This is a genomic window from Rhizobium sp. BK379, from assembly GCF_014193955.1.
GTDB lineage: Bacteria > Pseudomonadota > Alphaproteobacteria > Rhizobiales > Rhizobiaceae > Rhizobium.
Window position 1 is genome coordinate 1392390 of sequence record NZ_JACIAD010000001.1, and the last position, 22556, is coordinate 1414945.

Consider the following 22556-nt stretch of genomic DNA (forward strand, 5'->3'; position numbering starts at 1 on the left):
AGAAAAGGAGGCCGATCATGTCGCAACTGGCAGGCTTCAACATTCTCCAGGCTTTCTTCGCGTTTCGAGCCCGCATGTTTCGGGTGGCGGCACGCGAACGGATCAGGCAGGAATTGAAGCATTATCCGCCGCATCTCGCGGCCGATATCTGCGCCCTGCCCGCCCTGGACGAGCAGCAGCGATAGTTCAAAATCGCTTATGGTACTTATAAAATCTATTCGTTTGAATGATGAGTACCGCAAGCGCATATTTCATCTCAAGGATACGGCGATCCCGTGTCTCGCAAGGAAAGGAAACGGCAATGTCCTCGATCACTTACAGAGATGGCGGCAAGAGCCTGTCATCCTACCGCACACATTCTTCGTTCGGTTCCTATGCTGAAAAGCTCGTGCGCGCATGGCGCCGCTGGCAGACGGAACGTCAGATCGAATCCATGCCCCTAGACATCCGCAAGGATATCGGCTGGCCGAGCGCCGATGAGACTGGCAAGAACCGAGCTCACTAACGACAGGGCTCGTGAATGCAAGATCATGCAATGAATGCGACATACCTCCCAAGCTAGAGGCGGTGCCTGTCCCAAGCAGCACCGCCTTTTTCATGTCCGTCGCCTGCCTTTCCCCGGTGAATTTCATAAGACCACCCCGCCGCAGCGACACTTTTTGCTTCGCTCGCGCCGCAAATCTCCTGTCATGTCGCAGATTTGCTCTTCCTAGCCGCATTTTTCCATGCCAGTGTCGCTTTTAGAACATCGGAGCGACGCATTCCACGCGACCAATATGCAGTCGCCCTCGAGCATGGATTTTCCAATGAACAAGATGCAGCTCAAGAAACGTTCCGTAGTCTTCTTCATGGTCCCTCAATTCACCATGCTGCCCTTTTCGGCGGCGGTGGATACACTGCGCATCGCAAACCGCATGCTCGGCTATCAGGCCTATACGTGGCGCCTGACTTCCGTCGACGGCGAAAAGGTCTATTCCTCCTGCGGCATCGGCGTGGAGGCCAATTCCTCGCTCGCCGAAGAGCGCCGCCATCTCGGCGGGGAAAACCGGCCGGGCATGGTGCTCGTCTGTTCCGGCATCGATGTCGAGACCTTCAACAATAAATCCGTCAATGCCTGGCTGCGCGAATCCTACAATCGCGGCGTTGCCGTCGGTTCGCTCTGTACGGGCGCGCATGTGCTTGCCCAGGCGGGTCTCCTGAATGGCAAGCGCTGCGCGATCCACTGGGAAAACCTTCCGGGGTTCTCCGAGGCGTTTCCGCAGGCCGAGGTCTATGCCGACCTCTACGAGGTCGACAACAATCTCTATACCTGTGCCGGCGGCACGGCCTCGCTCGACATGATGCTGAACCTCGTCGGCGAGGATTTCGGCGAAAGCCTCGTCAACCGCATCTGCGAACAGCACCTGACCGATCGCGTGCGCAACCCGCATGATCGTCAGCGACTGCCGCTGCGCGCCCGCCTGGGCGTCCAGAATGCCAAGGTGCTGTCGATCATCGAACTGATGGAAGGCAATCTCGCCGAGCCCCTGTCTCTGCTCGAAATCGCCGAGGGCGCCGGCCTGTCGCGCCGCCAGATCGAGCGCCTCTTCCGCCAGGAAATGGGCCGGTCCCCTGCCCGCTACTATCTGGAAATCCGTCTCGACCGCGCCCGCCACCTGCTGGTGCAGTCCTCCATGCCGGTCGTCGAAGTCGCCGTCGCCTGCGGCTTCGTCTCCGCCTCGCACTTTTCCAAGTGTTATCGCGAACTCTACCAGCGCTCCCCGCAGCAGGAGCGCGCCGACCGCAAGATGACCATGGCAACGGCCCGCCAGCAGGCAGTCGCAGCTTAATGCAGTGACTGCAGTATGATGGAATATGAAAGGCGGCTCGGTGGCCGCCTTTTTTGATTTGCGGCAGCACTGCCACCGTCATGGTCGCGCCTGTCCCGAGGAGGACGGCGCACGCGAATTGCGCCCTTACTGCGCCGCCTCTTCCGTCATCTTGGCATCGGAATAGACAAGGTTACGCCCCTTGTGCTTGGCCATGTAAAGAAACTGGTCTGCCGCGTTCAGATAGTTTTCGAAGGTCTCGTAGCCGGCGATTTCGGCCACGCCGATCGAGACTGTCACCGACAGTTCCTCATCGTCCGCCGTCACCTTCAGACGGGAAATATCCGAGCGGATCTCGTCGCAGAGCTTGGTGGCCGCAAGCGAATCCATCTGCGGGAAGAGGATCGCGAATTCCTCGCCGCCGAGACGCGAGAGAAGATTGTCACTGCCTTCGAAGATCGTCTGTAGCCTGTCTGCGACGGCCTTCAGCACCTTGTCGCCGATCTCGTGGCCATAGGTGTCGTTGAGACGTTTGAAATGGTCGATATCGAGAATGGCAACCGCGCTCGACATTTTCAGGCGCAGGCATTCGTTCACCAGCTTCGGGCCATTGTCGTAGAAGTAGCGCCGGTTATAGAGGCCGGTCAGGTAATCGCAGGCGGCCGCCGCGCGCAGCTGCTTCATCTGCGTCAGCGTCTCGACATTGTTGGCGATGCGGCACTGCAGCTCTTCGACGACGAAGGGCCGGTAGACGAAATCGCTGGCGCCCGCCTTCAGGAAACTTGCCGACAGCATGCGGTCGTTCGACGAGGAAACGCCGATGACGCGCATCTTGTCCGAGCCGAACCGGTGGCGGATGCGCCGCGTCAGCTCATAGCCGCTCATATCTGGCATATGATGGTCTGTCACGACGAGTTCGATGTCGCCGAAGGCTTCGAGTGCCGCGAGCGCCTCGAGGCCGGAACTGGCCTCCACCACCATATATTGCTGCGCCCTCAGCAGATCGACCAGCACCTGGCGCGCCGATGGCACGTCATCGACGACGAGCACGCGCGTCTTGCGGTTCATGATCGCCCGGCGCACCGTCGCGACCAGATTGTCGAGCGCGAACTCGTTATCCTTCAGCACATAGTCGATGACATTGCGTTCCAGGATGCGGGCACGCGTATTGAGATCGAAAGTCGCCGTGAAAACGATGGCCGGAATATTGTGCTCGATCATGCAGTCGAGCGCCTCGCCATAAGGCGCGTCAGGCAGGTTCAGGTCAACCACGGCCATGCCGTAGTCATGGCCTTCCTGGGAGAGCTCCTCGCGCAGCGCCTTCAGCGAGGAACAGCATTTGACATTGAGATTGAGCTCGGTCTGGAAGCGATGGCGGAGCACGGCCGAAAACATCCGGGAATCTTCAACCAGTAGTACACGAACTCCTCCGAACCGAGGACCCGAACCATCTCGCTGAAACTCCCCCTGGAATGCCACAGCTGCCTATCCCCCGACGCGCCCGGAGGGCTCGACTCGCCCTCTCTCATAACGCGCTGGACGATAACCGAGAGCCCCTCCTCCGTGAAGGGGACAAATGGCGGTCGCAATACCTGTGATTGCAAGAATATGCGCCGCCTTTGCGCCACCCCGATGAAGACCGATCATCGGGCCGCTTCTCTGTCGCTGATCTTCGCGGCCGGGTCAGGCAACAGCGCGTTCCCTGCGCATCGACTGGATCTGCAGAAGCGTATCCAGGTTCTGGTTGACGCGGCAGTAGAATTCCTCGTCGATGAACGGGCGCAGCATGAAATCATTGCCGCCGGCCTTCAGGAACCGCGCCGAAAGCAGCCGGTTCGATGAGGAGGAAACGCCGATGATGCGCAGCTCGTGCGAGCCGATCGTGGCGCGGATGCGGCGCGTCAGCTCGAAGCCGTCAATATCGGGCATGTTGTAGTCGGTGACCATCAGGCCGATATCGCGGTTGGCCTTGAGGATCTCAAGCGCCTTGGCGCCGCTCTCGGCGGTGCTGACGCGGAAATTATAGCGCTTCAGGCGGCTGGACAGCAGCGCGCGGGCCGTGGCGCTGTCATCGACGATCAGCACGTGATGGCGATGGTTGGTCAAGAACCGGCAGATCGACTCCGCCAGGAGATCGACGGCAAAGATATTGTCCTTGAGGATATAGTCGACGATATCCTTGGCGAGCAGCTTGTCGCGCATGCCTTCCTGGAAAGTACCGGTAAAGACGATCGTCGGGATCGACAGGTCGACCAGATATTCCAGCGCCTCGCCGTTTTCGGCGCCCGGCAGGTTGATGTTGGAAATCGCCAGCGTGATCGGGTCTGAAGACTTGTCATAGGAAAGCTGCAGCTCTTCGAAGCTGCGGCAGATCTCGACGTCGATGTCGAAGAGCTCCTTCAGGCGCTTTCCGATCATCGAGGTGAAGACGTTGGAATCTTCAGCGAGGATAATACGCGCGCCGGCAAACATTTCTCCGGAATATTGCATTCCCGAAATACCTAGAAACGCCATGGCAAACCTTTAAAGTGGAAATTGTGTCCCCGAACGAAACGGTTACGTGAATTCATTTGAATAATTATTAATCGGCTTGCCATGGCCAGCGATGAAAAAGGCGGCCGATGGTGCGGCCGCCTTTTTCTTCTTCATATGCTTAAGAAACTAGAACAGGTCACAAGGCGGTCAGGCGCGAAGTGCCGCGTTCTCCGTATCGAACGGGCTCTCGCCGACGACGGTGGCGTTGTAGGTGGTGCCGAGGATCTTGATCTTCAGCTTCGTGCCTTCCTTGGCATAATCGGGCCGCAGCATGGCAAGCGCGAGCGAGCGGTTGATGCGGAAGCCGAACGTACCATTGGTGGCGCGCCCGACGAGCTCGCCCGCCTCGTTGTAGATCGCCTCCGAGCCGCGCGCATCGACGTCGTTGCCGGTCTCGACGACCAGCGTCGCGAAATTCCACTTCAGGCCCTTTTCCTTGTAGGAGAGCAGGCCCTCGCGGCCGAGGAATTCCTTCTCCGGCTTGATGAAGCGGTCGAGGCCGGATTCATAGGCATTGTACTCGATCGACATTTCGCGCGGGATCAGTCGATAGGATTTTTCGACCGACATGGAAAGCATGGCGCGGATGCCGAAGGGCTTGATGCCGAATTCGGCGCCGGCTTCCATCAGCTTGTCGAAGATGTAGTTCTGCATCTCGATCGGATGATGCAGCTCCCAGCCGAGTTCGCCGACGAAGTTGACGCGCAGCGCATGGGCGCTCGCCGCACCGACCGAGATCTCCTTGCCCGAAAGCCAAGGGAAATCCTTGTTGTCGAGGCTCGTGCGCGTCAGCTTCTTCAGCACATCGCGCGACTTCGGCCCGGCAAGAACGAGCACGCCCCAGCCTTGGGTGATCGGCGTGAACTTGACGCTGCCGTCTGCCGGCAGGAGCTTGCGCATATAGTCGTGGTCATGCGCCTCATAGGCGCCCGCCGAGACGAGATAGAAAGTGCCGGGCGCGCTTTCATAAACGGTGAATTCTGCGCGCACGCCGCCTTCCTTGGTCAGCATGTGGCAGAGCGCGATGCGGCCGCGCTTCTTCGGGATCGCATTGGCGAAGATCGATTCCAGCCATGCGCGCGCGCCGGGACCGGTGACCAGCGCCTTGGCGAAAGCCGACATGTCGAGCACGCCGACATTCTTGTTGACGTTCATGACTTCGTTGCCGACATGCTCGAAATAGTTCGAGCGGCGGAAGGACCACTTTTCCAGAATGCGGCCGTCTTCGGTCGGGTCGGAATGATTGTGGTTGGTCAGAACGTCGGCGCCAACGCCGATCTGGTCCTTCGGCAGGTCGTAGCCCTCGGGCGCAAACCAGTTGGCGCGCTCCCAGCCATAGACGGAACCGAACACGGCGCCGAGCGCCTTCAGGCGATCGTAGACCGGCGTCGTCTTCAGCGGACGGGCGGCGGCGCGCTCCTCGTCCGGATAGTGCATGGTGAAGACGTTGGCATAGGCCTCCTCGTTCTTGGCGATGAGGTAGCCCTCCTTCGCATAGGGGCCGAAGCGGCGCGGATCGACACCCATCATGTCGACGGTCGGCTCGCCATCGACGATCCATTCGGCAAGCTGCCAGCCGGCGCCGCCGGCCGCGGTGATGCCGAAGGAATGGCCTTCGTTCAACCAGAAGTTCTTGAGGCCCGGCGCCGGGCCGACGATAGGGTTGCCGTCAGGCGTATAGGCGATGGCGCCGTTATAGACCTTCTTGATGCCGACTTCGCCAAAGGCCGGCACGCGGGCGATCGCGGTTTCGATATGCGGCATCAGGCGCTCGAGTTCTTCCTGGAAGAGCTCATATTCGCTGTCATCGGAGGGACCGTTGACATAACAGACCGGTGCGCCCTGCTCGTAAGGGCCGAGCAGCAGCCCACCATTTTCCTCGCGCATGTACCAGGCGCTGTCGGCCTCACGCAGCACGCCCATTTCCGGCAGGCCCTTTGCCTTGCGGGCCAGAATATCGGGATGCGGCTCGGTGACGATATACTGGTGCTCGACCGGGATGACGGGAATGTTGATGCCGACCATATCGCCGGTCTTGCGGGCGAAGTTGCCGGTGCAGGAGATGATGTGTTCGGCGGTGATCTCACCCTTGTCGGTCGTCACCTTCCAGAGGCCGTCAGCCTGCTGCTCGATGGCGGTGACCGTCGTGTTGCGGTAGATCGTGGCACCACGGTCGCGCGCGCCCTTGGCAAGCGCCTGTGTCAGGTCCGCCGGCTGGATATAGCCGTCATCGGGATGCTGGATGGCGCCGAGCAGCCCGTCGGTCTCACAGAGCGGCCAGATCTCCTTCACCTGCTCAGGTGTGAGGATATTGACCTTCACGCCGATCGTCTCGGCAATGCCGGCATAGTACATGAATTCGTCCCAGCGATCCCTGGTGCGAGCGAGCCGAATGTTGGAAACCTTGCTGAAACCGACATTCATGCCGGTTTCCTCTTGCAGTTCCTGATAGAAGCGCACGGAATATTTGTGGATCTGGCCGACCGAGTAGCTCATGTTGAAGAGCGGCAGCAGGCCGGCTGCATGCCAGGTCGAGCCTGATGTCAGCTCCTTGCGCTCGATGAGCACGCTGTCGCCCCATCCCTTCTTCGCAAGGTGATAGAGCGTCGAAACGCCGACGACGCCGCCGCCGATGACCACTGCCCGCGCATGTGACTTCATGGAGAAAATACCCTCTTCTACCTGATATCCGGCAGCCCATACCGGATGAACTCCCAATATCCGGCTTCTCGAGCCGGACGAACCATCTTCGCGAACTATGCAGTGAGGCCTGCGTCATGAGAGGCCTGTTTACGACATGGGAAAAGCTTGCCGCGACGATGCGCAAATAGACAAGCGTCAAAAGCCACGAGGCTCAAAAATTCATAAAAATCGATGGTGGCCGGGCGCAAGCCGCCGTCATTTGATGACGGCGGAACCCTTGACGATCTCGATCGTCTCGTCGCCGGAAAGCCCGATACGGTCGCCATCGGGCGTCGTCATGAAGCAACCGGAAGGACAGAACCGTTCGGAAGCGCCGGCGTCGACGACGACTTCGACGCGGTTGCCGCCCTCGGTGACGGTCAGCACAACCGGGGCCCCGTCCTTGTTGGTAACGGAGGCTGCCAGTGCGAAAGATGTCGTGGAAAGGAGAAGAAGAAATGCGACTGCGGATCGTGTCACGGTATGCGACATAGGCTTTACGCCCTCCCCTGGGCGCTCGTCGCTGCGCCTGCAGCGATCGATTGCCTGAGGTTATAGCGCAAAACCCGTGAATGAGCGCTGAATGGCCCGTTCAGCCTTTGAGCTTGCCGTCCGCCGTCTTGCTGCGCAACTGGCGCACCGGCCGCTCGTCTTCTACCGTTTCTATATCCTTGACCTCGTCTTCAGCCGCGGCCTCTTCGGGCTCATCGGGCTTTTGGACGAGCACCTTCTCCGCCTCCGCATTTGCCTGCCGGTGAATGGTCAGATCGCTCTGCGGCAACGGGATCTCGATGCCCTCCGCCTTGAAGCGCCTGAGGATCTCGATCCTCAGATTGTTGCGCACCGTCAGGCCGTCGCCCATATCGGCCAGGAAGAAGCGCAGCTCGAAATCCAGCGAATAAGGTCCAAAGCGCAGGAACTCCACATGGGGCTCGGGATTGCGCAGGATCAACGGCACGGCCGCTGTCAGCTCCAGCAGAATATCCATCACCTTGCGCGGATCGGCCTCGTAGCTCACGGAAACCGGGATTTCCGAACGGCCGAGCTTGTTGCGATGCGTCCAGTTGCCGACGAGCCCGTTGATCAGATCCGAGTTCGGCACGATGATCGACTGCTTGCGGAAGGTCTCGATTTCGGTGGCGCGCACCGAGATGCGCTTGACGATGCCTTCGGCGGTGCCCGAAACGACATGGTCGCCCACCTTGAAGGGGCGCTCGACCAGCAGGATCAGGCCTGAAACGAAGTTCGACACGATATTCTGCAGGCCGAAACCGATACCGACCGAGAGTGCCGAAGCAACGAGCGCAAGGTTCGAAAGGTCGATGCCGGCAGCCGAAACGCCGAAGATCGCCGCCAGGCCTACGCCGAGATAGCCGATGCCGGTCTTGACGGAATTGCGCACCCCCAGATCGACATGGCTGCGCGCCATGACATTGCTGTCGAGCCATTTCTGCACCCAGCGCGTCGCGAGATAACCGCCGGCAAAGAGCAGGATGCCCGTGAAGATGCCGAGCAGCGAAATGCTGATGCCGCCGAGCCGCACCTCTGTGAATAGCCGGTAGGCAAGCAGCTGCAGATCCTGCACATGGAAGCCCCAGAGCAGCAGGATGAGCGGAATGCCTGTCAGGAGTGCCACGGCGTAGATCAGGAGGCCGACAACCAACCCCACCTGATCGATCGCAACGTCGCCAAGCTTGAAGCGGGTCTGCAGGAAGCGCCCGAGGAACGTATCGGCGAAATTGTCCTGCCGCGAGATCGCCTTGCCGAGCAGCAGGCCGATATAGGTGGTGACGATGATGGCACTGGTGATGATGAGCTGCGTGGCGACGAACCGCGCCAAGCCCACATAGCCCGAGAGCGCTGCAAGGATGAGGCCTGCACCGAAAACACGCAGCAGGATCGCCATGCCGCGCGGCCAGTGACGGCCCGGCGCATCGGGATCGCCATTCTTCGCCAGCATCGGCTTGCCGAAGGAAACGGCAATCAGGATGAGGCCGATGATCAGCGCCGCAAGCAGGCTGCGTACGACCGTCAGAACCAACGGCGATCCCATCGCCTCGCCGATGGCGCCGAAGAGATAATCGAGCGCGTTGACGACGGCCATGGCGATCAGGCAGTAGCCGACCGAGCGGGCGCCGAGATTGGAAAGGCGCACCAGACGCCAGGACGGATCATTCGGCGCAAAGACCGCGTTGACGAAACGGCCGACGAAATAGACGAGGCCGATCGAGCCGAAAAGCGCGCCGATCACAGGCGTGATATCGCTTCTCAGCACATTGAAGCCGTCGAGGAAGATCAGCGACGTCACCAGCAGCACATCCAGCGAAGCCGTGCGGATCAGCGTCGACCAGAAGGCAAAGGAAAGGCGGCTGATATAGGAGGGTTCCTCGACATGGAGATCACGCCGCAGATACTGGCCGAAAAGCCGGTAGCCGCCGGAAAGCAGGATAAGGGCCGTCGCGAGCGACAGGAAGATCGCTGCAAACAGCTGCAGGCTCTTGAATTTCCAGACGAAGGTAATCCAGCTCGAAAGCGTCTGCAAAAACTCGCCCGCCTCATCAACGAACGCACCGACCGCATCGTCGATGACGGAGGCGGAAATTTCGGTGCGCCGGAACAGCGTATCGGCAAAGAGCTGGCGCCGCGTCGCCGTGATCACGTTGGAAAGCTTGGTGATCGCGATCGACAGATTCTCCGCGTCACCCGTGACGGCATTGATCTGCGAGCGTTCCGCCGTCAGCGCATTTCGCTCGTCGGTGACGATCTGCGCTTCCGGCGGCTGGCCGTCCTTCGGCGGCTCGCCAAGTTCGGTCAGGCGGCTCTTGATCTGGTCGAAACGCGGGCGCAGGCTGACGGATGTCGCGATAACGCCGCGGCCGAGTTCATCCGTCTGGCCGGCAAGCTCCACGAGAGCATCGTCATTGTCGGCATTCTGCTTGACGCGGTCCTGCAGCGAGACAAGCTGGTTCTTCGCCTTGTCGATATCCTTCAGCGCCTGATCGAGTGCGCCGTTGGCAAGGGGCGCCTCTGTTGCGGCCGCCGGAGCTGGCGCCGCCTGGCCCGGAGCTGCCTGGCTTGGAGCTGTCTGGGCCGGAGCGGACTGCGTCTGTGCCTCGGCCGCCGGCTGAGGGGCCTGCGCGAAGACGGCCTTTCCATCGAGGTGCAGGCCGGCAACAGCCAGCGACAGCAGAAGAACGGTGCGAAACAGCCAATGTGTCAAGCGCAAGAAGCCCCCGGGTGGATTCGTATCAGAGGTAATTGACCGCTTCTTATAGGAAAGAAAGGCGACAGAAAGGCGGAATTCCAAGGTAATGGCTCAGAAACCGGAACCGGGAAGCGCCAGATACGCCAGTTCGGCCTCGCTCGACTCCCGTCCGACGATAGCGTTGCGATGCGGAAAACGCCCATATGTCGCGATCACGTCCCGGTGGCGAAGCGCATAGTCGCGAAACTCCTCGTCGCCGAGTGCGGTGAAAAGCACGACCGAACGATCCTGCTCGACGAGGTCTTCCGCATGTTCGAACGGCATGTAGAAGAAGGTCCGCTGGATGCCCTCGAGGGCGTGGTCGGCGCCGACGGCAAGCGCCATCTTCGCCTCGCGCAACGCCAGTCCGTCAGTCGAAAAGGCAAGCGGTGTCGCCCGGTAGATATTGCGCGGAAACTGGTCGAGCACGATCACGGCCGCAAGCCGGCTTTCCGGGGTGGAGCGCCATTCCTCGGTAACGCTGCGGGCAAGCGACAGGTGGGTTGCGCGGAACCGGGCCCGGATCTCCTCGTCCAGTTCGGCGGTCGAGCCGAACCATTCCTTCCGGCTGCAGCGAACGAACCAGAAATCGTAGACTTCGTCAGGCGTGCAGACGATATCCGTGTTCATGATGCCTCCCCAGGCGTCAGGTCAGCCTATGGAAAAGACCAGTATCGCCCTCGTGCCGCGATGCTCCGGATCGTAGACAAGTTCGGATTTCAGGCTGCCCGCCATTGCAGTCAGGATTTTCGACCCGAGGCCGGTTCCCTTCGCCGGGCCGGAGGGATCAAAGCCCTGGCCGCCATCCTCGACGGTCACTTTCAGCACATCGCTATCCTGTTCGACGATAACATTGATCTCGCCCGAGCTGCCATCCGGATAGGCATATTTAAAGGCATTGGTGACGAGTTCGCTGACGATCAGACCGAGCGTGATGACCTTGTCGGTCGAGAGATTGACCGGCTGGGCTGTCAGCACCACGCGGTGCGGCCGCTTGTCGTCGCGTATCGAGGTCTCGAGCTCGGTCAGAAGGCTGCTCAGGTATTCATCCACCTGCACTGTGCCGACCTGCCGGTTGGTGTAGAGGCGGCGGTGAACGCTGGCGATTGCGTTGATGCGCATCTGCGTTTCCTGCAGCGCATCGACCGCCACCTGATCCTTGGTCATGGAGGACTGCATCCGGATCAGGGCGCCGACGAGGCCGAGACTGTTGGCAATGCGGTGATTGACTTCGGCAAGCAGCATTTCGGCATGATCGCGCTGCTGTCGGATCACCTCCTGCGCCTGCGCCGTATCGCGGCGGAAGCGCGCCCGCTCCAGCCCCTGTTCCAGCGCCGCAGCCAGAAGATCGAAATAATCGGGCGAAATGCCTTTCAGCACATAGTCGTCCGCGCCAGCCTTCAGGGCTGCAACCGCAATGCTCGTATCGCCGGAGCCGGTGGCGTAGATGACAGGCGGATGATCGGGCAGCGCCATGATGCGCGGCAGGATTTCGAGGCCGGTTTCGGCTTTCAGGAAATGATCGAGAACGACTGCATCGATGCCCCCCTTGGCGAGCCGCTCAAGGCCCGTTGTCCCGTCGCTTGCCCATTCGAGCGTAAAGCCGCGACGGCCGAGGTTCTTCTGCATCAGCAGCGCCAGCGCCTCGTCATCATCGATATAAAGGATACGGATTGCAGCATCCGTATTGGACTCGCTCATTCTGCCTCCGGGCGTTTTCCCGCAGCAATACCGGCTGTGAGGCCGCCGAGTCGTTCTGCATGTGACTGTCGTATTGCATCGACAGGCGCGCGTAAACAGCACCTAGCCTTTGGTATGATGTGACGCCTGATGCCAGACGGATCGAAGGAAAATGCCATCGGAAATGTCGACCCCTGCCCCGGCTGCAGCCGGAAGCCCCTCTAAAAAAATTGCGAACACGAATACTGAAAACCAGGTTTTAAACGCAAGGAGAGGCAAATGGTTCCGCCCACTGATCAGCTTTTTTGAAAGCGGCGGTGGTGCGAAACTTCGGCACCCGCGTCGGCAGAAAGCTGCAGGAACCGCAGGCAAGATAAAAAGCCGATCATGCCGACCACGAAGAACGCCCAGCGGAAATCGCCAAGTGCAGGGCCGGCGGCACCGCGCAGCCCCGAGGAAGTGTTGAGCACGGCGGCCGCAACGGCAACACCGAGCAGCATGGAAATCTGCTGCAGCATGCTCGACAGCGTCGAAGCCGAACTTCTCTGCGACGGGCCGATATCGGCAAAGGACAGCGTGTTGAGCGCCGTAAACTCCATCGACCGGGAAAGCCCGGCAACGAGGAGTAGCGCCGAAATGACGACCTCAGGAGTATCAGGCGTGAGAAAGCCGCAGCCGATGATCGAGCCGGCTGCAATGACGCCGTTGCAGAAGAGCACGTTACGGAAGCCGAAAAGCCGCAAGAGCGGCGTCGTCACCGTCTTCATGCCGAGATTGCCGAGGAAATAGACCAGGAGATAGGTGCCGGCAGCAATCGAGCTCAGACCAAAACCCAGCTGGAAGAGCAGCGGCAGCAGGAACGGCGTCGCATTGATCGCCGTGCGGCAGGCCGTGCCCGCCGAAAGCGTCGTCATCGAGAAGGTCTGCACCCTGAAGGCGGCGAGATCGAGCAGCGGATTGTCGACCCGCCGGAAATGCCGCGTCGCCATGACGGAAAACACGATACCGGCGCCAAGCAGCACGATGAGCGGCAGTAAGCCGCCCTCCCATTTGACCGATAGTTCGAGCCCGGCAAGCAGCAGGGTCAGGCCGGCCGCGCTCAGGAAAAAGCCCTTTACATCGAGCGGCCCGACACTCTCTTCACGCTGCTCCGGCACGAAGCGCAGCACCAGCGCGATGCCGATCATGCCGATCGGGATATTGATCAGGAAGTTCCAGTGCCAGCTGGCATAGGTGGTGATGAAGCTGCCGAGTACCGGGCCGACGACGGGCGCCGTCAGCGCCGGCCAGGTGATCAGCGCGATCGCCTGCACCAGCTCGGACTTGCGGGCGTTCTTGAGCACGATGATACGCCCAACCGGCGTCATCAGCGCACTGCCTACGCCCTGCACCGCACGCGCAATGACGAATTCGGTGAGGCTTCCCGACAGGCCGCAGAACAGCGATGCCACAGTAAAAACGGCAATGGACGTGAGAAAGACGCGTCGCGCCCCAAACCGGTCGCCCAGCCAGCCTGAAAGCGGAATGAAGGCCGCCGTCGTCAGCATATAGACGGTTATGCCGATGCTCATAGCGACCGGCTGTACGCCGAAACTCGCCGCCATCTGCGGCAGCGAAGTGGTGACGATCGTGCCGTCGAGAATCTGCATGAAGAATGAAACGGCAACGACCAGCGCTACGATCTTGGCCTGACGGGCGCCGAACGCCTCATCTGTCTTCTCACTCGTCTGAACTGCAGTCATCGATCTGTGCGAATTCCGGATTACGGGAGAAAAGGCGGGAAACCGAAAGGCAGGCCGCGCGGAGGGATACCCGATCTGGATACGCCCCTTATTCGGGATCGGAAAGGAAAAATCCCGCGAGGGCCAATATTTTTGTCGCCCCGTGCGGCAACAATTCGGCATCAGCCGCCGACGGCAGTTTCAATCGGCTTTGCAGTTACGATTGCTGCCGGAAGCTTGCCGAGTTCCGACCTGCGGCTGGCCGTGTCGAGTTCGGAAAAGTTGTCGGCCAATTCAGACGTTACTTCGCCCTGCACCACGCAGTCGATCATGAACATCGGCCGGCGCTTGTGCTCCTGCACGAGGCGGCCGACATATTCGCCGAGCGTGCCGAGCGCGATCAACTGGATGGCGCTCAGGGCCGAAATGGCCGCCATGATGCTCGACCAGCCGGTGATGACATTGCCCTCGAACCATTGCACGAGCGTATAGACCAGGAGCCCGACCGCAAACACCGCCGATATCAGCCCCATCCACGCGCTAATGCGCAGCGGAATGATCGAGAAGCTGGTGATCGCATCGATCGCGAAGCGGATCATCTTCTTCAGCGGATATTTCGTCGAGCCGGCATAGCGGGCATCGCGCGTATACCGCAACGCCACCTGCCTGCCGCCGATCCAGCTCACCATTCCCCGGATGAAGCGGTGCCGTTCCGGCATGTTGAGGAGGATATGCACGATGCGCGCCTTCATCAGCCGGAAATCGCCGGTGTCCTGCGGGATCGAGATGGAGGTAAGCCGCGTCAGCAGCCGGTAGAAGACGGAGGCGGTGATGAGCTTGAACTTCGTCTCGCCCTTGCGCTCGCTGCGCTGCCCGTAAACGACGTCGGCGCCCTGATCCATGATCGCCATCATCTGGGAAAGCAATTCCGGCGGATCCTGCAAATCGGCATCGATAAGCAGCACGCGCTCGCCGCGCGCCACCGCAAGGCCCGAGGTTGCCGCGAGCTGATGGCCGTGATTGCGCAGGAGCTTGACGCCGAGTACCTGCGGAATGCCTGCCGCAAGCTGCGATATCACGCCCCAGGTATCGTCGCTGGATCCGTCGTCGACGAGGATGATCTCGAAAGATTGGCCGGCAACAGCCTGCGCAGCCGCCCTCGCCCGCCGGCAGAACTCTTTCAGTCCCTCGGCCTCGTTGTAGCAGGGTGCGACGATGGAAAGCTTCGTCTTCGTCTCGGCACCATCAACGGATTTGCCCATATCCACCGAACCTCCTTGCTCCCCGCAGGGCAGCATGACCAATCACCTGAAGGCGCAGAGGCAGCGCGCCCCTGGCCTGATGGTCGCAACCTGCACCTCCGGCAATGACTTGATATCATGCGTCTGCTTTGCAGATTCTAAAGGCAGAGCCACAAACTGAATTGCGCGGCATAAGCGCAAGGAGGCGTCATGCAGGATGCAGCACCCGATCTCGGCCGCAGGGCCGCCGAAGCCAATGCCAAGTTTCTCGTCGCCCTCGCCGTCATGGTCTTCCTGGCGGCAGGCACGCTCGCCTATTGGCAGGGCTGGCTGTTCTTCTTCAATTTCGCCGCCTGGTCGGCCGGCTCATCGGCCTATTTCTATTATCGGGACCCGGCACTCCTGGAAAAGCGCATGCGCGCCGGCCCTGCCGCCGAGACGGAACCGGTGCAGAAGCGCATCCAGCTCTTCACCAGCGTCGTCATGATCGCCCTCATCCTGGTTTCAGCGCTCGACTACCGCTTCGGCTGGTCGAACGTTCCGGCTTGGGCAGTCATTCTCGGCAATCTGCTGATCTCGGCAGGCTTCCTGTTCGTCGTGTTCGTCCTCAGGGAAAACACCTTTGCCTCCGCCACGATCCAGGTATCGGAGGACCAGAAGGTCATCTCCACCGGCCCTTACGCCCTCGTGCGCCACCCGATGTATGCCGCCGTCCTGCCGCTCGCATCCGGCATTCCGTTGGCCCTCTCCTCCCTGTGGGGGCTCGTTATCGTGCCATTGATCTTCATTGGCCTGATCCTGCGGCTCCTGGACGAAGAAAAGCATCTGCGCCGGGACCTGCCCGGTTATGAAGATTATTGCCGCAAGGTGAAGTACCGGCTGTTTCCCGGCCTCTGGTGAAAATCCGCCTGAGACTCAGGGCTCATAGCGGCTGACCTCCAGCCCCGATCCGACCGGCAGCAGCACGCTTGTTATCCCCGGCTTGGTCCTGATGGCCCGGGCATAGATCTTCACATCTTCAGTCACCGGATAAATCATGTTGTCGGCAACGATGGTCGCGCCCGCATTGAGCTTCGGATAGAAGGCTTCGAGGCACGGCAGGTAGAGATCCTTCCAGAGATCGACGAGCACGAAATCCACCTTGCCCCGCAATTCGCGGATCATCGCGACCGCATCGCCCACCCGGAAATCGATATGTTCGGCGAGCCCGGCCTTCTCGGCCATCGTCTGCGCGTAGGCGGATTTGTAGCCATGCACTTCCATGGTGATCAGCCGACCGCCGGTCGCCCGTGCGGCCTCGGCAAGCCAGATGCCGGAATAGCCGAAGGAGGTGCCGAGTTCGAGAATGGTCGGCGCCGTCAGGCTTCTGACGAGAATATTGAGAAACCGCCCCGTCTCCGGCCCCACCGCCCGCATCCGCTGATCCTGCCCGCCGTCGCGTCCGCCCGGCGCCTCCTGGCGCAGCGTGCCGCGCTCCTCGTCGATCCGCTGGTGATAGGCACCGAGCACTTCGAGCACCTTCTGATCCGGCCGATGTTCGCCGACATTGCTCTGCTTGTCATCGCTCATTGGCATTCCTCCCAGAGATAGGCCTGCGAGGCAGGATACCGCAGCGGCGACCTCGCTCCAGCGAGTTAAATACCGGGGGCGTCTTCGGGCAAGGGCAGAATGTTTGGAAAGCGAAAACCGCTGATTTCCGCAAACAGAGGCGGTGGATTCAGAAAAACAGAAAAAGCCAACAAGCCTTTGATATCAAAGGCTTTATTTCTGAATCCTGTTCTCTTTGAAGGAGAATTTGGTGGGTGATGTAGGGCTCGAACCTACGACCCGCTGATTAAGAGTCAGCTGCTCTACCAACTGAGCTAATCACCCGTACCGTGCTTGGCTGCGCGGTGTGACGGGGCATATAAATAGGATCGTCCGGCTTGTCTAGCGCCCTGTCGAAAATTCTTTGGTTAATTGCAAAGTTTTTTTGTCAGGGGCCGGAAATCCAATGAAATCAAAGGTCGAGAGTGCCGGTTGCAATCCGCACCGCCTGACCGCCGATCCGGGCGTTCGAAATCGTCCCGCCTTCGATATCCATATGCAGGTGGATGAAGGAGGGGCGGCCCATCTCCACGCCCTGCTCGATGAGGATCGGATGATGCCCGTCCGTCAGCCGGTCGAAATGGTTGATCGCGCCGGAGAGAGCGGCGGCTGCCGAGCCGGTGGCCGGGTCCTCTGAAATGCCCATGCCGCTTGCAAACATGCGGGCATGGAACTTGGCGACATGGTTCACGCCGCCGCGGCAATAAATATAGGCCGAGGCGAGAGCGCCGTCGACGAAGGGCACGGTCTTTTCCCAAAGCTGCGGATCGAACTCCAGCCGCTCTGCCGCGCCGACGTCGTGAACCGGCACCATCAGGAAGGGAACGCCGGCGCTCCAGATCGACGGCACGTGATTCTCGAAGCCGATCTCGGTGGTCTTCAAGGACAGCGCATCGGCAATGCCGAGCCTGTCGAGCGGCAGTGGTATCTGCTGGGATTTACGCGGCAGGTCGAATTCGGCAAAGCTCGCCTCGCCGTCCCTGAGCCTGACGGCACAGCGCACCGGGCCGACATTTTCTTCGAGCACCGAAACGAGGTCGAGGGTAGCGGCCTCGTGTGCCCGCTCCGCCAGCGCGATCGCCGTGCCAACGGTGGGATGGCCGGCAAAGGGCAGTTCGCGGCCGGGCGTGAAGATGCGGATGCGCGCCGTATAGGCGGGATTGTCCGCAGGCTGCACGAACACCGTCTCGGAGAGATTGGTTTCGCGGGCGATAGCCTGCATCGCCTCGTCCCCGAGTCCCCCTCCATCAAAGATCACGGCCAGCGGATTGCCGGCAAGCTTGGTGTCGGTGAACACGTCATAGACGCTGTAGCTTAACGCCACATCGGCCTCCCTGGATGGTCATCGAAGCGCCAACCTGCCCGACCGCACGCCTGAGTGCAAGATTACCTGTTGAAATACCAGTCGATGATTGGAAGCATGGCGACGTTGTAAGGCTGCGCTGCCGGATCGGCGGAACGAATTGCGACAGCGCCGGATATTTCCTTGTCGTCGGCGACGAGCATATGCCTGCCAATGAAATCGACCATCTCGTCGGCCGTCATGTCGAAGCGAAACAGCTTGAAAATCGAGACCGAGCGTCTCACGTGGCCGGCATAAAGCCCCTCGTCCGCAACGGCATCCGAGAGATCGAGACCCGTCTCCTCCATCACCTCGCGGGCCATGTTGCTGTCGATATCACAGCGTCCGTCGACGATATCTTCGGGCTCCAGCGAACCGGCTGCAAAATAGACCTGGCCGGGATTGGCCGTATGCGCCCCCATGCGAATCGCGACCAGCGCGCCGTCGGATGATTCCAGCACGGGATAGGCGAAGAGATGGATGGCCCCCTTCCGATCCGGCTGCCTGCGCCACCACATGAAGGTCGAGAAAGGAACGGTATGAGCCTCGCTCGAAATTCCTTCTTCGGAGAGCTTCAGCCGGTGCTGCAGCACCATGCGGCCATCGAAGAGCGCCGGATTGGCGGCAATTTCCCGCTCCCAGTTCTCGCGGATCGCTGACCTGTTGGCAATGAGCAGCGGATGATCGCCGTCGAGCACACGCAGGTTGGTGCCGGCGATCGGAAAAATGGTCTGTTCCGGCGGAAAGGCTGAAAGGTCTTCTGAAAAATTTGGTGTCATATGAGGTCCAGTGTCATGACGACGGGGCAATGGTCGGACGCCTTCGGCCTGTCCCACCCGGCGCGCGGGTAGCGCTCCACCTCCTGCCCCGGCGGGAAGATGGTGCGGTAGGGCTGTCCGTGGCGAATGATTTCGGGGATGCGCTTCGCATTGGCGGCAGCAAGTGCCGGCGACAGCCAGAGATAATCGAGCTGGCAGAGCCACTGCTCCTCCGGCCCGCGCGCATGATAGAGCGTCCAGCGGTCGAGCGGCTCGCGGCGGCGCACGACATTTTCGGCAAATCCATCCTGGCTGAAGACATCGAGCGCGCTCTCGGCCTCGTCCCGATGCTCGAACCGGTATCCTGTCCCGCGCCGGCCGATGACATCGACCCGCTCCTGATAATCGTTCATGTCGCCGCAGATGGCGAAGTTCTTTTTCGCCGTATGGCCTGCGCCGAATCTGTCCTCGATGATACGGCGAACGGCGCGCGCCTCCGCCCGGCGGATCGGCAGGGTCGATTGCCGCCCGTCCAGCCCGTCGCGCGGATTGCCCATTGACTTGAAATGCACGACATAGAGCGTCATCGGCACACCGCCGATCCTCAAATCCAGTTCCAGGCAGTCGCGCTTGAAGATCTTGTCGTCGAGCCGATTGGTCTTGCCGATCTCCTCGTCGAAGAGATCGAAATCACGATAGGTAGCCATCGCGTGGCTCTTGATGTCCCTGAGCTCGATCTTCTGCCCGTCGCGCGTTTCCTCGCGCATCAGCACGGCCACGTCGATGCCGCGGCTGTCATTGCCCTCGACCAGGTATTTCTGCCGGTAGCCATTGCCGACCATGCGGTAGAGATAGCCATATTCGAAGGCCTGAAGTGCTGCCATGTTGTCGATTTCCTGCAGGCAGAGAATATCGGCATCCGCATCGGCAATGGCGAGCGCCGTCATCTGCCTGGTGTCGTCGGTGGATGCGATCACCCGCGCCTGCTCCAGCTGCTGGTAGACGCCTTCGTTATTGACCTCGAAAAGTTTGATGACGCGGTCCTGCCGGAGCTGGTTGCGATAACCTGTGAAATCGAAGCGCGTCATCAGGTTTTCGACATTGAAAGTGGCAAGGCGAAGCGACATCGGGCATTCTCGGTTGGAATCACGGATACAACTAAAGCAATCCCAGCAAAAATGTGCAGCGGTTTTCCCGGAATTGCATGAAGACACCTAGACCCGAAAGCGCGCTTCGCAAACCCATTCGTCTTCAGAGCCGCCAGCCGGCGCGGATGACGACGTGCACAACTTCGTCAGGCACGACCGCCACGCGGCTGTAGGCGCGCAGCGCCTGGCCGTTGCCGAGCGTGAGCTTCACGGCATAACGCTCGCCTTCGAAAAGCACGGATTCGACGGTTGCCGGAGCCCCCTCGCCGCCGATAACGACATCTTCCGGCCGCACCAGAATATCCGCGCCATCGATATTGGCCGCATGCAGCGCCCCCTCGAGCTCGTCCCACTCGAGCTGACGTTCGCCGCCCATGACCGGCAGCGTGATGATCGCGCCCCGGCCGATCAGCCCGCCGACCATGCGTCCTTCCGGCCGCGCATAGATCTCGGCCGGCGGTGCCACCTGCAAAAGCTTGCCTTCCGACATGACGGCAACATCGGTGGCCAGTGCCATCGCCTCGCTCTGGTCATGCGTCACATAGATCATCGTGGCGCCCGAGCGCTGGTGGAACTCACGGAACGTCTCTTCCATCTCCTGCTTCAGATGCCGGTCGAGATTGGCGAGCGGCTCGTCAAGCAGCACGACGTCGGGAGATGTCACCAGGCAGCGGGCAAGCGCCACGCGTTGCCGCTGGCCACCTGACAGATCGGCCGGACGCCGCTCGGCATAATCGACAAGACGCACGGTCGACAGCGCTTCCCGCACCCTGGCCTTGTAGGCCTCGCCGGAGATGCCGCGCACCTTCAGCGGATAGCCGACATTGTCGGCCACACTCATATGCGGCCAGAGCGCGTAGGACTGGAACACCATCGCCATGTTGCGCTTTTCCGGCGGCAGCGATTGCGAGGCATCGGCCAGCAGCCGTTCGCCGAGATAGATCGATCCGTCGCTCGGCGTCTCGAAACCTGCGATCATGCGCAGCACCGTGGTCTTGCCGCAGCCGGAGGGGCCGAGCAGCGCGAGAAAGCCGCCCTCGCGCACATCGAGCGAAAAGCCGCTGACAGCCGCTCTGCCCGTGCCGAAATCCTTGGCCACCTGATTGAGGATCAGCTTCGCCACGGCACCACTCCCTTGGGCAGATGTTTCGCCAGAAGCTCCAGAAGCAGCATCATGGCGACGACCATGAAGACGACGAGCACGGAGAGAGCCGATGCAAGATCGGCACTGCCGCTGTCATCGAGATTGTAGATGGCGACGCCGAGTGTCTGCGTGCCCGCCGACCAGAGCAGCGCCGAGATCGTCAGCTCGTTGCAGGCAATCAGGAAAACGAGGATGACGGATGCGCCGGCCGCCGGCGCGATCAGCGGCACGATAATATCCTTCAGCCGTCGGAAGAAGCCGGCACCGGAAAGCCGTGCCGCCTCTTCGAGCGCCGGATCGAGCTGATGAAAGGCACTGACGACAGGCTTCAGGCTGACCGCAAAGAAGGAAGAGAAATAGGCGATGAGAATGATCCAGACCGTGCCGTAAAGTGTCACGTTCAGCACCGGAACAGGCGCGGCAAAGACGAGGATGAAACACACGGCCATGACGATGCCCGGCAGCGAATAGGGTATTTCCACGAGGCTGGAGACGATGCGCGACAGCCCGTCCCTGCGCCGCGTCAGTACATAGGCCGCCAGCACCGTGACGAAGAGCAGCCCGACCGCCGCCCCGCTTGCGAGCGAGAGCGAGTTGACGAAGGCGGTACGCGTTACCGCCTGCCGGAAGAGAATCTCTTCGAAAGCATGGAAGGTCATCGTCTTGAAGGTGAGCGGCACGCCATAGGCAGGCACCAGAGCCCCCGCGACCAGCGCGAAGAAGGGAGCGGCCAGCATGAAGAACAGCACGATCCAGAGCAGCGGCGTGAAGAGGAGCTTCCACCCGCCAAGCTCGAAGGCGGCCGTAGCACCCGAAAGCCCGATGACACGATAATCGCGCCCGCGCAGCGCCCGGTCCTGGATCGCCAGGCCCGCAACCGAGATCAGCGCGATAATGGCCGACAGCAGCGCCACATCGCCGAAGGTGCGGCCGGTAAAGGCGGTGAATTTCGAGAAGATCAGCGTCGGCAGCGTGAAGATCGAGGCTGGAATACCGAGAATGGCCGGGATGCCGAAATTGCCGGTGCAGGAGACGAAGGAGATCGCAGCCCCGGCAATCACGCCCGGCAGCGACAGCGGCAGGATGATATCGCGGAAGACCCTGAGGCTCGACGCACCTGACAGCCGCGCCGCCTCCACCCCGTCGCGCGGCAGGGTCATCAGCCCTGCCCTCAGCGCCAGATAGACGAGCGGCGCGTGCTGCACGCCGTAGAGCAGCGCAATGCCGCCGATAGAATAGAGCGGCTGCGGCGACCCCAGCGGCGGCGCGATATGCAGTGCCTTCAGAAGCGGGCTCGACGGCCCCGACATCTGCACCCAGGCGAGCGCCGTCACCTGCGGCGGGATCATCATCGGCAGCACGAAGAAGAAGCTGAGCGGCCCCTTGGCCGGGATATCGGTGAGCGTCAAGAGATAGGCGAAGGCGCAGCCGATAACGAGCGAGATGACCGTGCCGAGGACCGCCGTGACGATGGTGTAATAGACGGCCGACCAGACCATCGGGTCCGAAAGGACCACCATGACGCCGCCATTGGCAAAGGCGGAAATGCCGACGATCGCGAGCCGCGCCAGGGGCAGCACGCTGAGGAAGAGAACCACCGAAACAATAAAAGGAAACAGCCAGACGGGCTGGCTGCTTCCTGCACGTATATAGCCCTGCATGGGTC

Annotated in this window: 19 protein-coding genes and 1 tRNA gene; 4 read left to right on the forward strand and 16 right to left on the reverse strand. The window is 61.0% G+C overall.

Going from position 1 to position 22556, the window contains the following annotated elements; all coding sequences use genetic code 11:
• The first annotated feature begins 17 nt into the window (after positions 1-17).
• From FHT93_RS07230 to FHT93_RS07240, 3 genes are all read left to right on the forward strand, one after another.
• Positions 18-185, forward strand: a complete 168-nt coding sequence (locus FHT93_RS07230; RefSeq protein ID WP_018114511.1) for a hypothetical protein — start codon at positions 18-20, stop codon at positions 183-185.
• 116 nt (positions 186-301) lie between these two features.
• Positions 302-505, forward strand: coding sequence for a hypothetical protein (locus FHT93_RS07235; protein ID WP_018114048.1), 204 nt, complete (start codon positions 302-304; stop codon positions 503-505).
• Positions 506-806: 301 nt separating this feature from the next.
• Positions 807-1829: a GlxA family transcriptional regulator gene (locus FHT93_RS07240; protein WP_112546808.1), complete on the forward strand. Its 1023-nt coding sequence runs from the start codon at positions 807-809 to the stop codon at positions 1827-1829.
• 126 nt (positions 1830-1955) lie between these two features.
• Here FHT93_RS07240 and FHT93_RS07245 read toward each other — a convergent pair whose 3' ends face one another.
• The 9 genes from FHT93_RS07245 to FHT93_RS07285 form a co-directional block, all read right to left on the reverse strand.
• Complete coding sequence (locus FHT93_RS07245; RefSeq protein ID WP_029616363.1) at positions 1956-3287, reverse strand: diguanylate cyclase; 1332 nt, start codon at positions 3285-3287, stop codon at positions 1956-1958.
• Positions 3288-3491: 204 nt separating this feature from the next.
• The gene (locus tag FHT93_RS07250) at positions 3492-4322 is read right to left on the reverse strand and encodes a response regulator (protein ID WP_029616362.1); all 831 of its coding nucleotides are present in this window, start codon (positions 4320-4322) and stop codon (positions 3492-3494) included.
• Between the two features lie 168 nt (positions 4323-4490).
• Positions 4491-7004, reverse strand: coding sequence for an FAD-dependent oxidoreductase (locus FHT93_RS07255; protein WP_112969326.1), 2514 nt, complete (start codon positions 7002-7004; stop codon positions 4491-4493).
• Between the two features lie 237 nt (positions 7005-7241).
• On the reverse strand, positions 7242-7517 hold the full coding sequence (locus FHT93_RS07260; protein WP_112546805.1) for a hypothetical protein: 276 nt from the start codon (positions 7515-7517) through the stop codon (positions 7242-7244).
• Between the two features lie 100 nt (positions 7518-7617).
• Positions 7618-10251 (reverse strand): mechanosensitive ion channel family protein, encoded by a 2634-nt coding sequence (locus FHT93_RS07265; RefSeq protein WP_183846889.1) that lies wholly within the window; start codon positions 10249-10251, stop codon positions 7618-7620.
• A 90-nt stretch (positions 10252-10341) separates the two neighbouring features.
• Positions 10342-10899, reverse strand: coding sequence for a DUF924 family protein (locus FHT93_RS07270; RefSeq protein ID WP_112546804.1), 558 nt, complete (start codon positions 10897-10899; stop codon positions 10342-10344).
• A gap of 21 nt (positions 10900-10920) precedes the next feature.
• Positions 10921-11970 carry a histidine kinase dimerization/phosphoacceptor domain -containing protein gene (locus FHT93_RS07275; protein ID WP_018114385.1) on the reverse strand — a complete coding sequence of 350 codons (1050 nt, stop codon included), beginning with the start codon at positions 11968-11970 and terminating at the stop codon, positions 10921-10923.
• A 275-nt stretch (positions 11971-12245) separates the two neighbouring features.
• Complete coding sequence (locus FHT93_RS07280) at positions 12246-13691, reverse strand: MFS transporter (RefSeq protein WP_183846891.1); 1446 nt, start codon at positions 13689-13691, stop codon at positions 12246-12248.
• Between the two features lie 161 nt (positions 13692-13852).
• Positions 13853-14932: a glycosyltransferase family 2 protein gene (locus FHT93_RS07285; protein ID WP_112969323.1), complete on the reverse strand. Its 1080-nt coding sequence runs from the start codon at positions 14930-14932 to the stop codon at positions 13853-13855.
• A gap of 189 nt (positions 14933-15121) precedes the next feature.
• Here FHT93_RS07285 and FHT93_RS07290 point away from each other — a divergent pair, with 189 nt between their 5' ends.
• A complete protein-coding gene (locus FHT93_RS07290; RefSeq protein WP_183846893.1) occupies positions 15122-15811 on the forward strand; it encodes an isoprenylcysteine carboxylmethyltransferase family protein in 690 nt (229 codons plus the stop codon).
• A gap of 15 nt (positions 15812-15826) precedes the next feature.
• Here the strand turns inward: FHT93_RS07290 and FHT93_RS07295 are convergent, their stop codons facing one another.
• From FHT93_RS07295 to FHT93_RS07325, 7 genes are all read right to left on the reverse strand, one after another.
• Positions 15827-16480 carry a DUF1442 domain-containing protein gene (locus FHT93_RS07295; protein WP_112546800.1) on the reverse strand — a complete coding sequence of 218 codons (654 nt, stop codon included), beginning with the start codon at positions 16478-16480 and terminating at the stop codon, positions 15827-15829.
• 227 nt (positions 16481-16707) lie between these two features.
• Positions 16708-16783 (reverse strand) — tRNA-Lys (locus tag FHT93_RS07300).
• A gap of 127 nt (positions 16784-16910) precedes the next feature.
• Entirely contained in the window at positions 16911-17822 is a 912-nt protein-coding gene (locus FHT93_RS07305) for a PhzF family phenazine biosynthesis protein (RefSeq protein WP_018115611.1), read from the reverse strand.
• Between the two features lie 62 nt (positions 17823-17884).
• Complete coding sequence (locus tag FHT93_RS07310) at positions 17885-18619, reverse strand: NUDIX hydrolase (protein WP_183846895.1); 735 nt, start codon at positions 18617-18619, stop codon at positions 17885-17887.
• Positions 18616-19725 (reverse strand): endonuclease/exonuclease/phosphatase family protein, encoded by a 1110-nt coding sequence (locus FHT93_RS07315; RefSeq protein WP_183846896.1) that lies wholly within the window; start codon positions 19723-19725, stop codon positions 18616-18618. The genes FHT93_RS07310 and FHT93_RS07315 overlap by 4 nt, the downstream gene beginning before the upstream one ends.
• A gap of 124 nt (positions 19726-19849) precedes the next feature.
• On the reverse strand, positions 19850-20869 hold the full coding sequence (locus FHT93_RS07320) for an ABC transporter ATP-binding protein (RefSeq protein WP_183846898.1): 1020 nt from the start codon (positions 20867-20869) through the stop codon (positions 19850-19852).
• Positions 20857-22551, reverse strand: coding sequence for an iron ABC transporter permease (locus FHT93_RS07325; protein ID WP_183846900.1), 1695 nt, complete (start codon positions 22549-22551; stop codon positions 20857-20859). Before FHT93_RS07325 ends, FHT93_RS07320 begins: the two co-directional genes overlap by 13 nt.
• Positions 22552-22556 lie beyond the last annotated feature (5 nt).

Coding starts and splice junctions, on each gene's coding strand:
- FHT93_RS07230 (WP_018114511.1), top strand. CDS start 18: ATGTCGCAACTGGCAGGCTTCAACATTCTCCAGGCTTTCTTCGCGTTT.
- FHT93_RS07235 (WP_018114048.1), top strand. CDS start 302: ATGTCCTCGATCACTTACAGAGATGGCGGCAAGAGCCTGTCATCCTAC.
- FHT93_RS07240 (WP_112546808.1), top strand. CDS start 807: ATGAACAAGATGCAGCTCAAGAAACGTTCCGTAGTCTTCTTCATGGTC.
- FHT93_RS07250 (WP_029616362.1), bottom strand. CDS start 4,322: ATGGCGTTTCTAGGTATTTCGGGAATGCAATATTCCGGAGAAATGTTT.
- FHT93_RS07255 (WP_112969326.1), bottom strand. CDS start 7,004: ATGAAGTCACATGCGCGGGCAGTGGTCATCGGCGGCGGCGTCGTCGGC.
- FHT93_RS07260 (WP_112546805.1), bottom strand. CDS start 7,517: ATGTCGCATACCGTGACACGATCCGCAGTCGCATTTCTTCTTCTCCTT.
- FHT93_RS07270 (WP_112546804.1), bottom strand. CDS start 10,899: ATGAACACGGATATCGTCTGCACGCCTGACGAAGTCTACGATTTCTGG.
- FHT93_RS07275 (WP_018114385.1), bottom strand. CDS start 11,970: ATGAGCGAGTCCAATACGGATGCTGCAATCCGTATCCTTTATATCGAT.
- FHT93_RS07280 (WP_183846891.1), bottom strand. CDS start 13,691: ATGACTGCAGTTCAGACGAGTGAGAAGACAGATGAGGCGTTCGGCGCC.
- FHT93_RS07285 (WP_112969323.1), bottom strand. CDS start 14,932: ATGGGCAAATCCGTTGATGGTGCCGAGACGAAGACGAAGCTTTCCATC.
- FHT93_RS07290 (WP_183846893.1), top strand. CDS start 15,122: ATGCAGGATGCAGCACCCGATCTCGGCCGCAGGGCCGCCGAAGCCAAT.
- FHT93_RS07295 (WP_112546800.1), bottom strand. CDS start 16,480: ATGAGCGATGACAAGCAGAGCAATGTCGGCGAACATCGGCCGGATCAG.
- FHT93_RS07310 (WP_183846895.1), bottom strand. CDS start 18,619: ATGACACCAAATTTTTCAGAAGACCTTTCAGCCTTTCCGCCGGAACAG.
- FHT93_RS07315 (WP_183846896.1), bottom strand. CDS start 19,725: ATGTCGCTTCGCCTTGCCACTTTCAATGTCGAAAACCTGATGACGCGC.
- FHT93_RS07325 (WP_183846900.1), bottom strand. CDS start 22,551: ATGCAGGGCTATATACGTGCAGGAAGCAGCCAGCCCGTCTGGCTGTTT.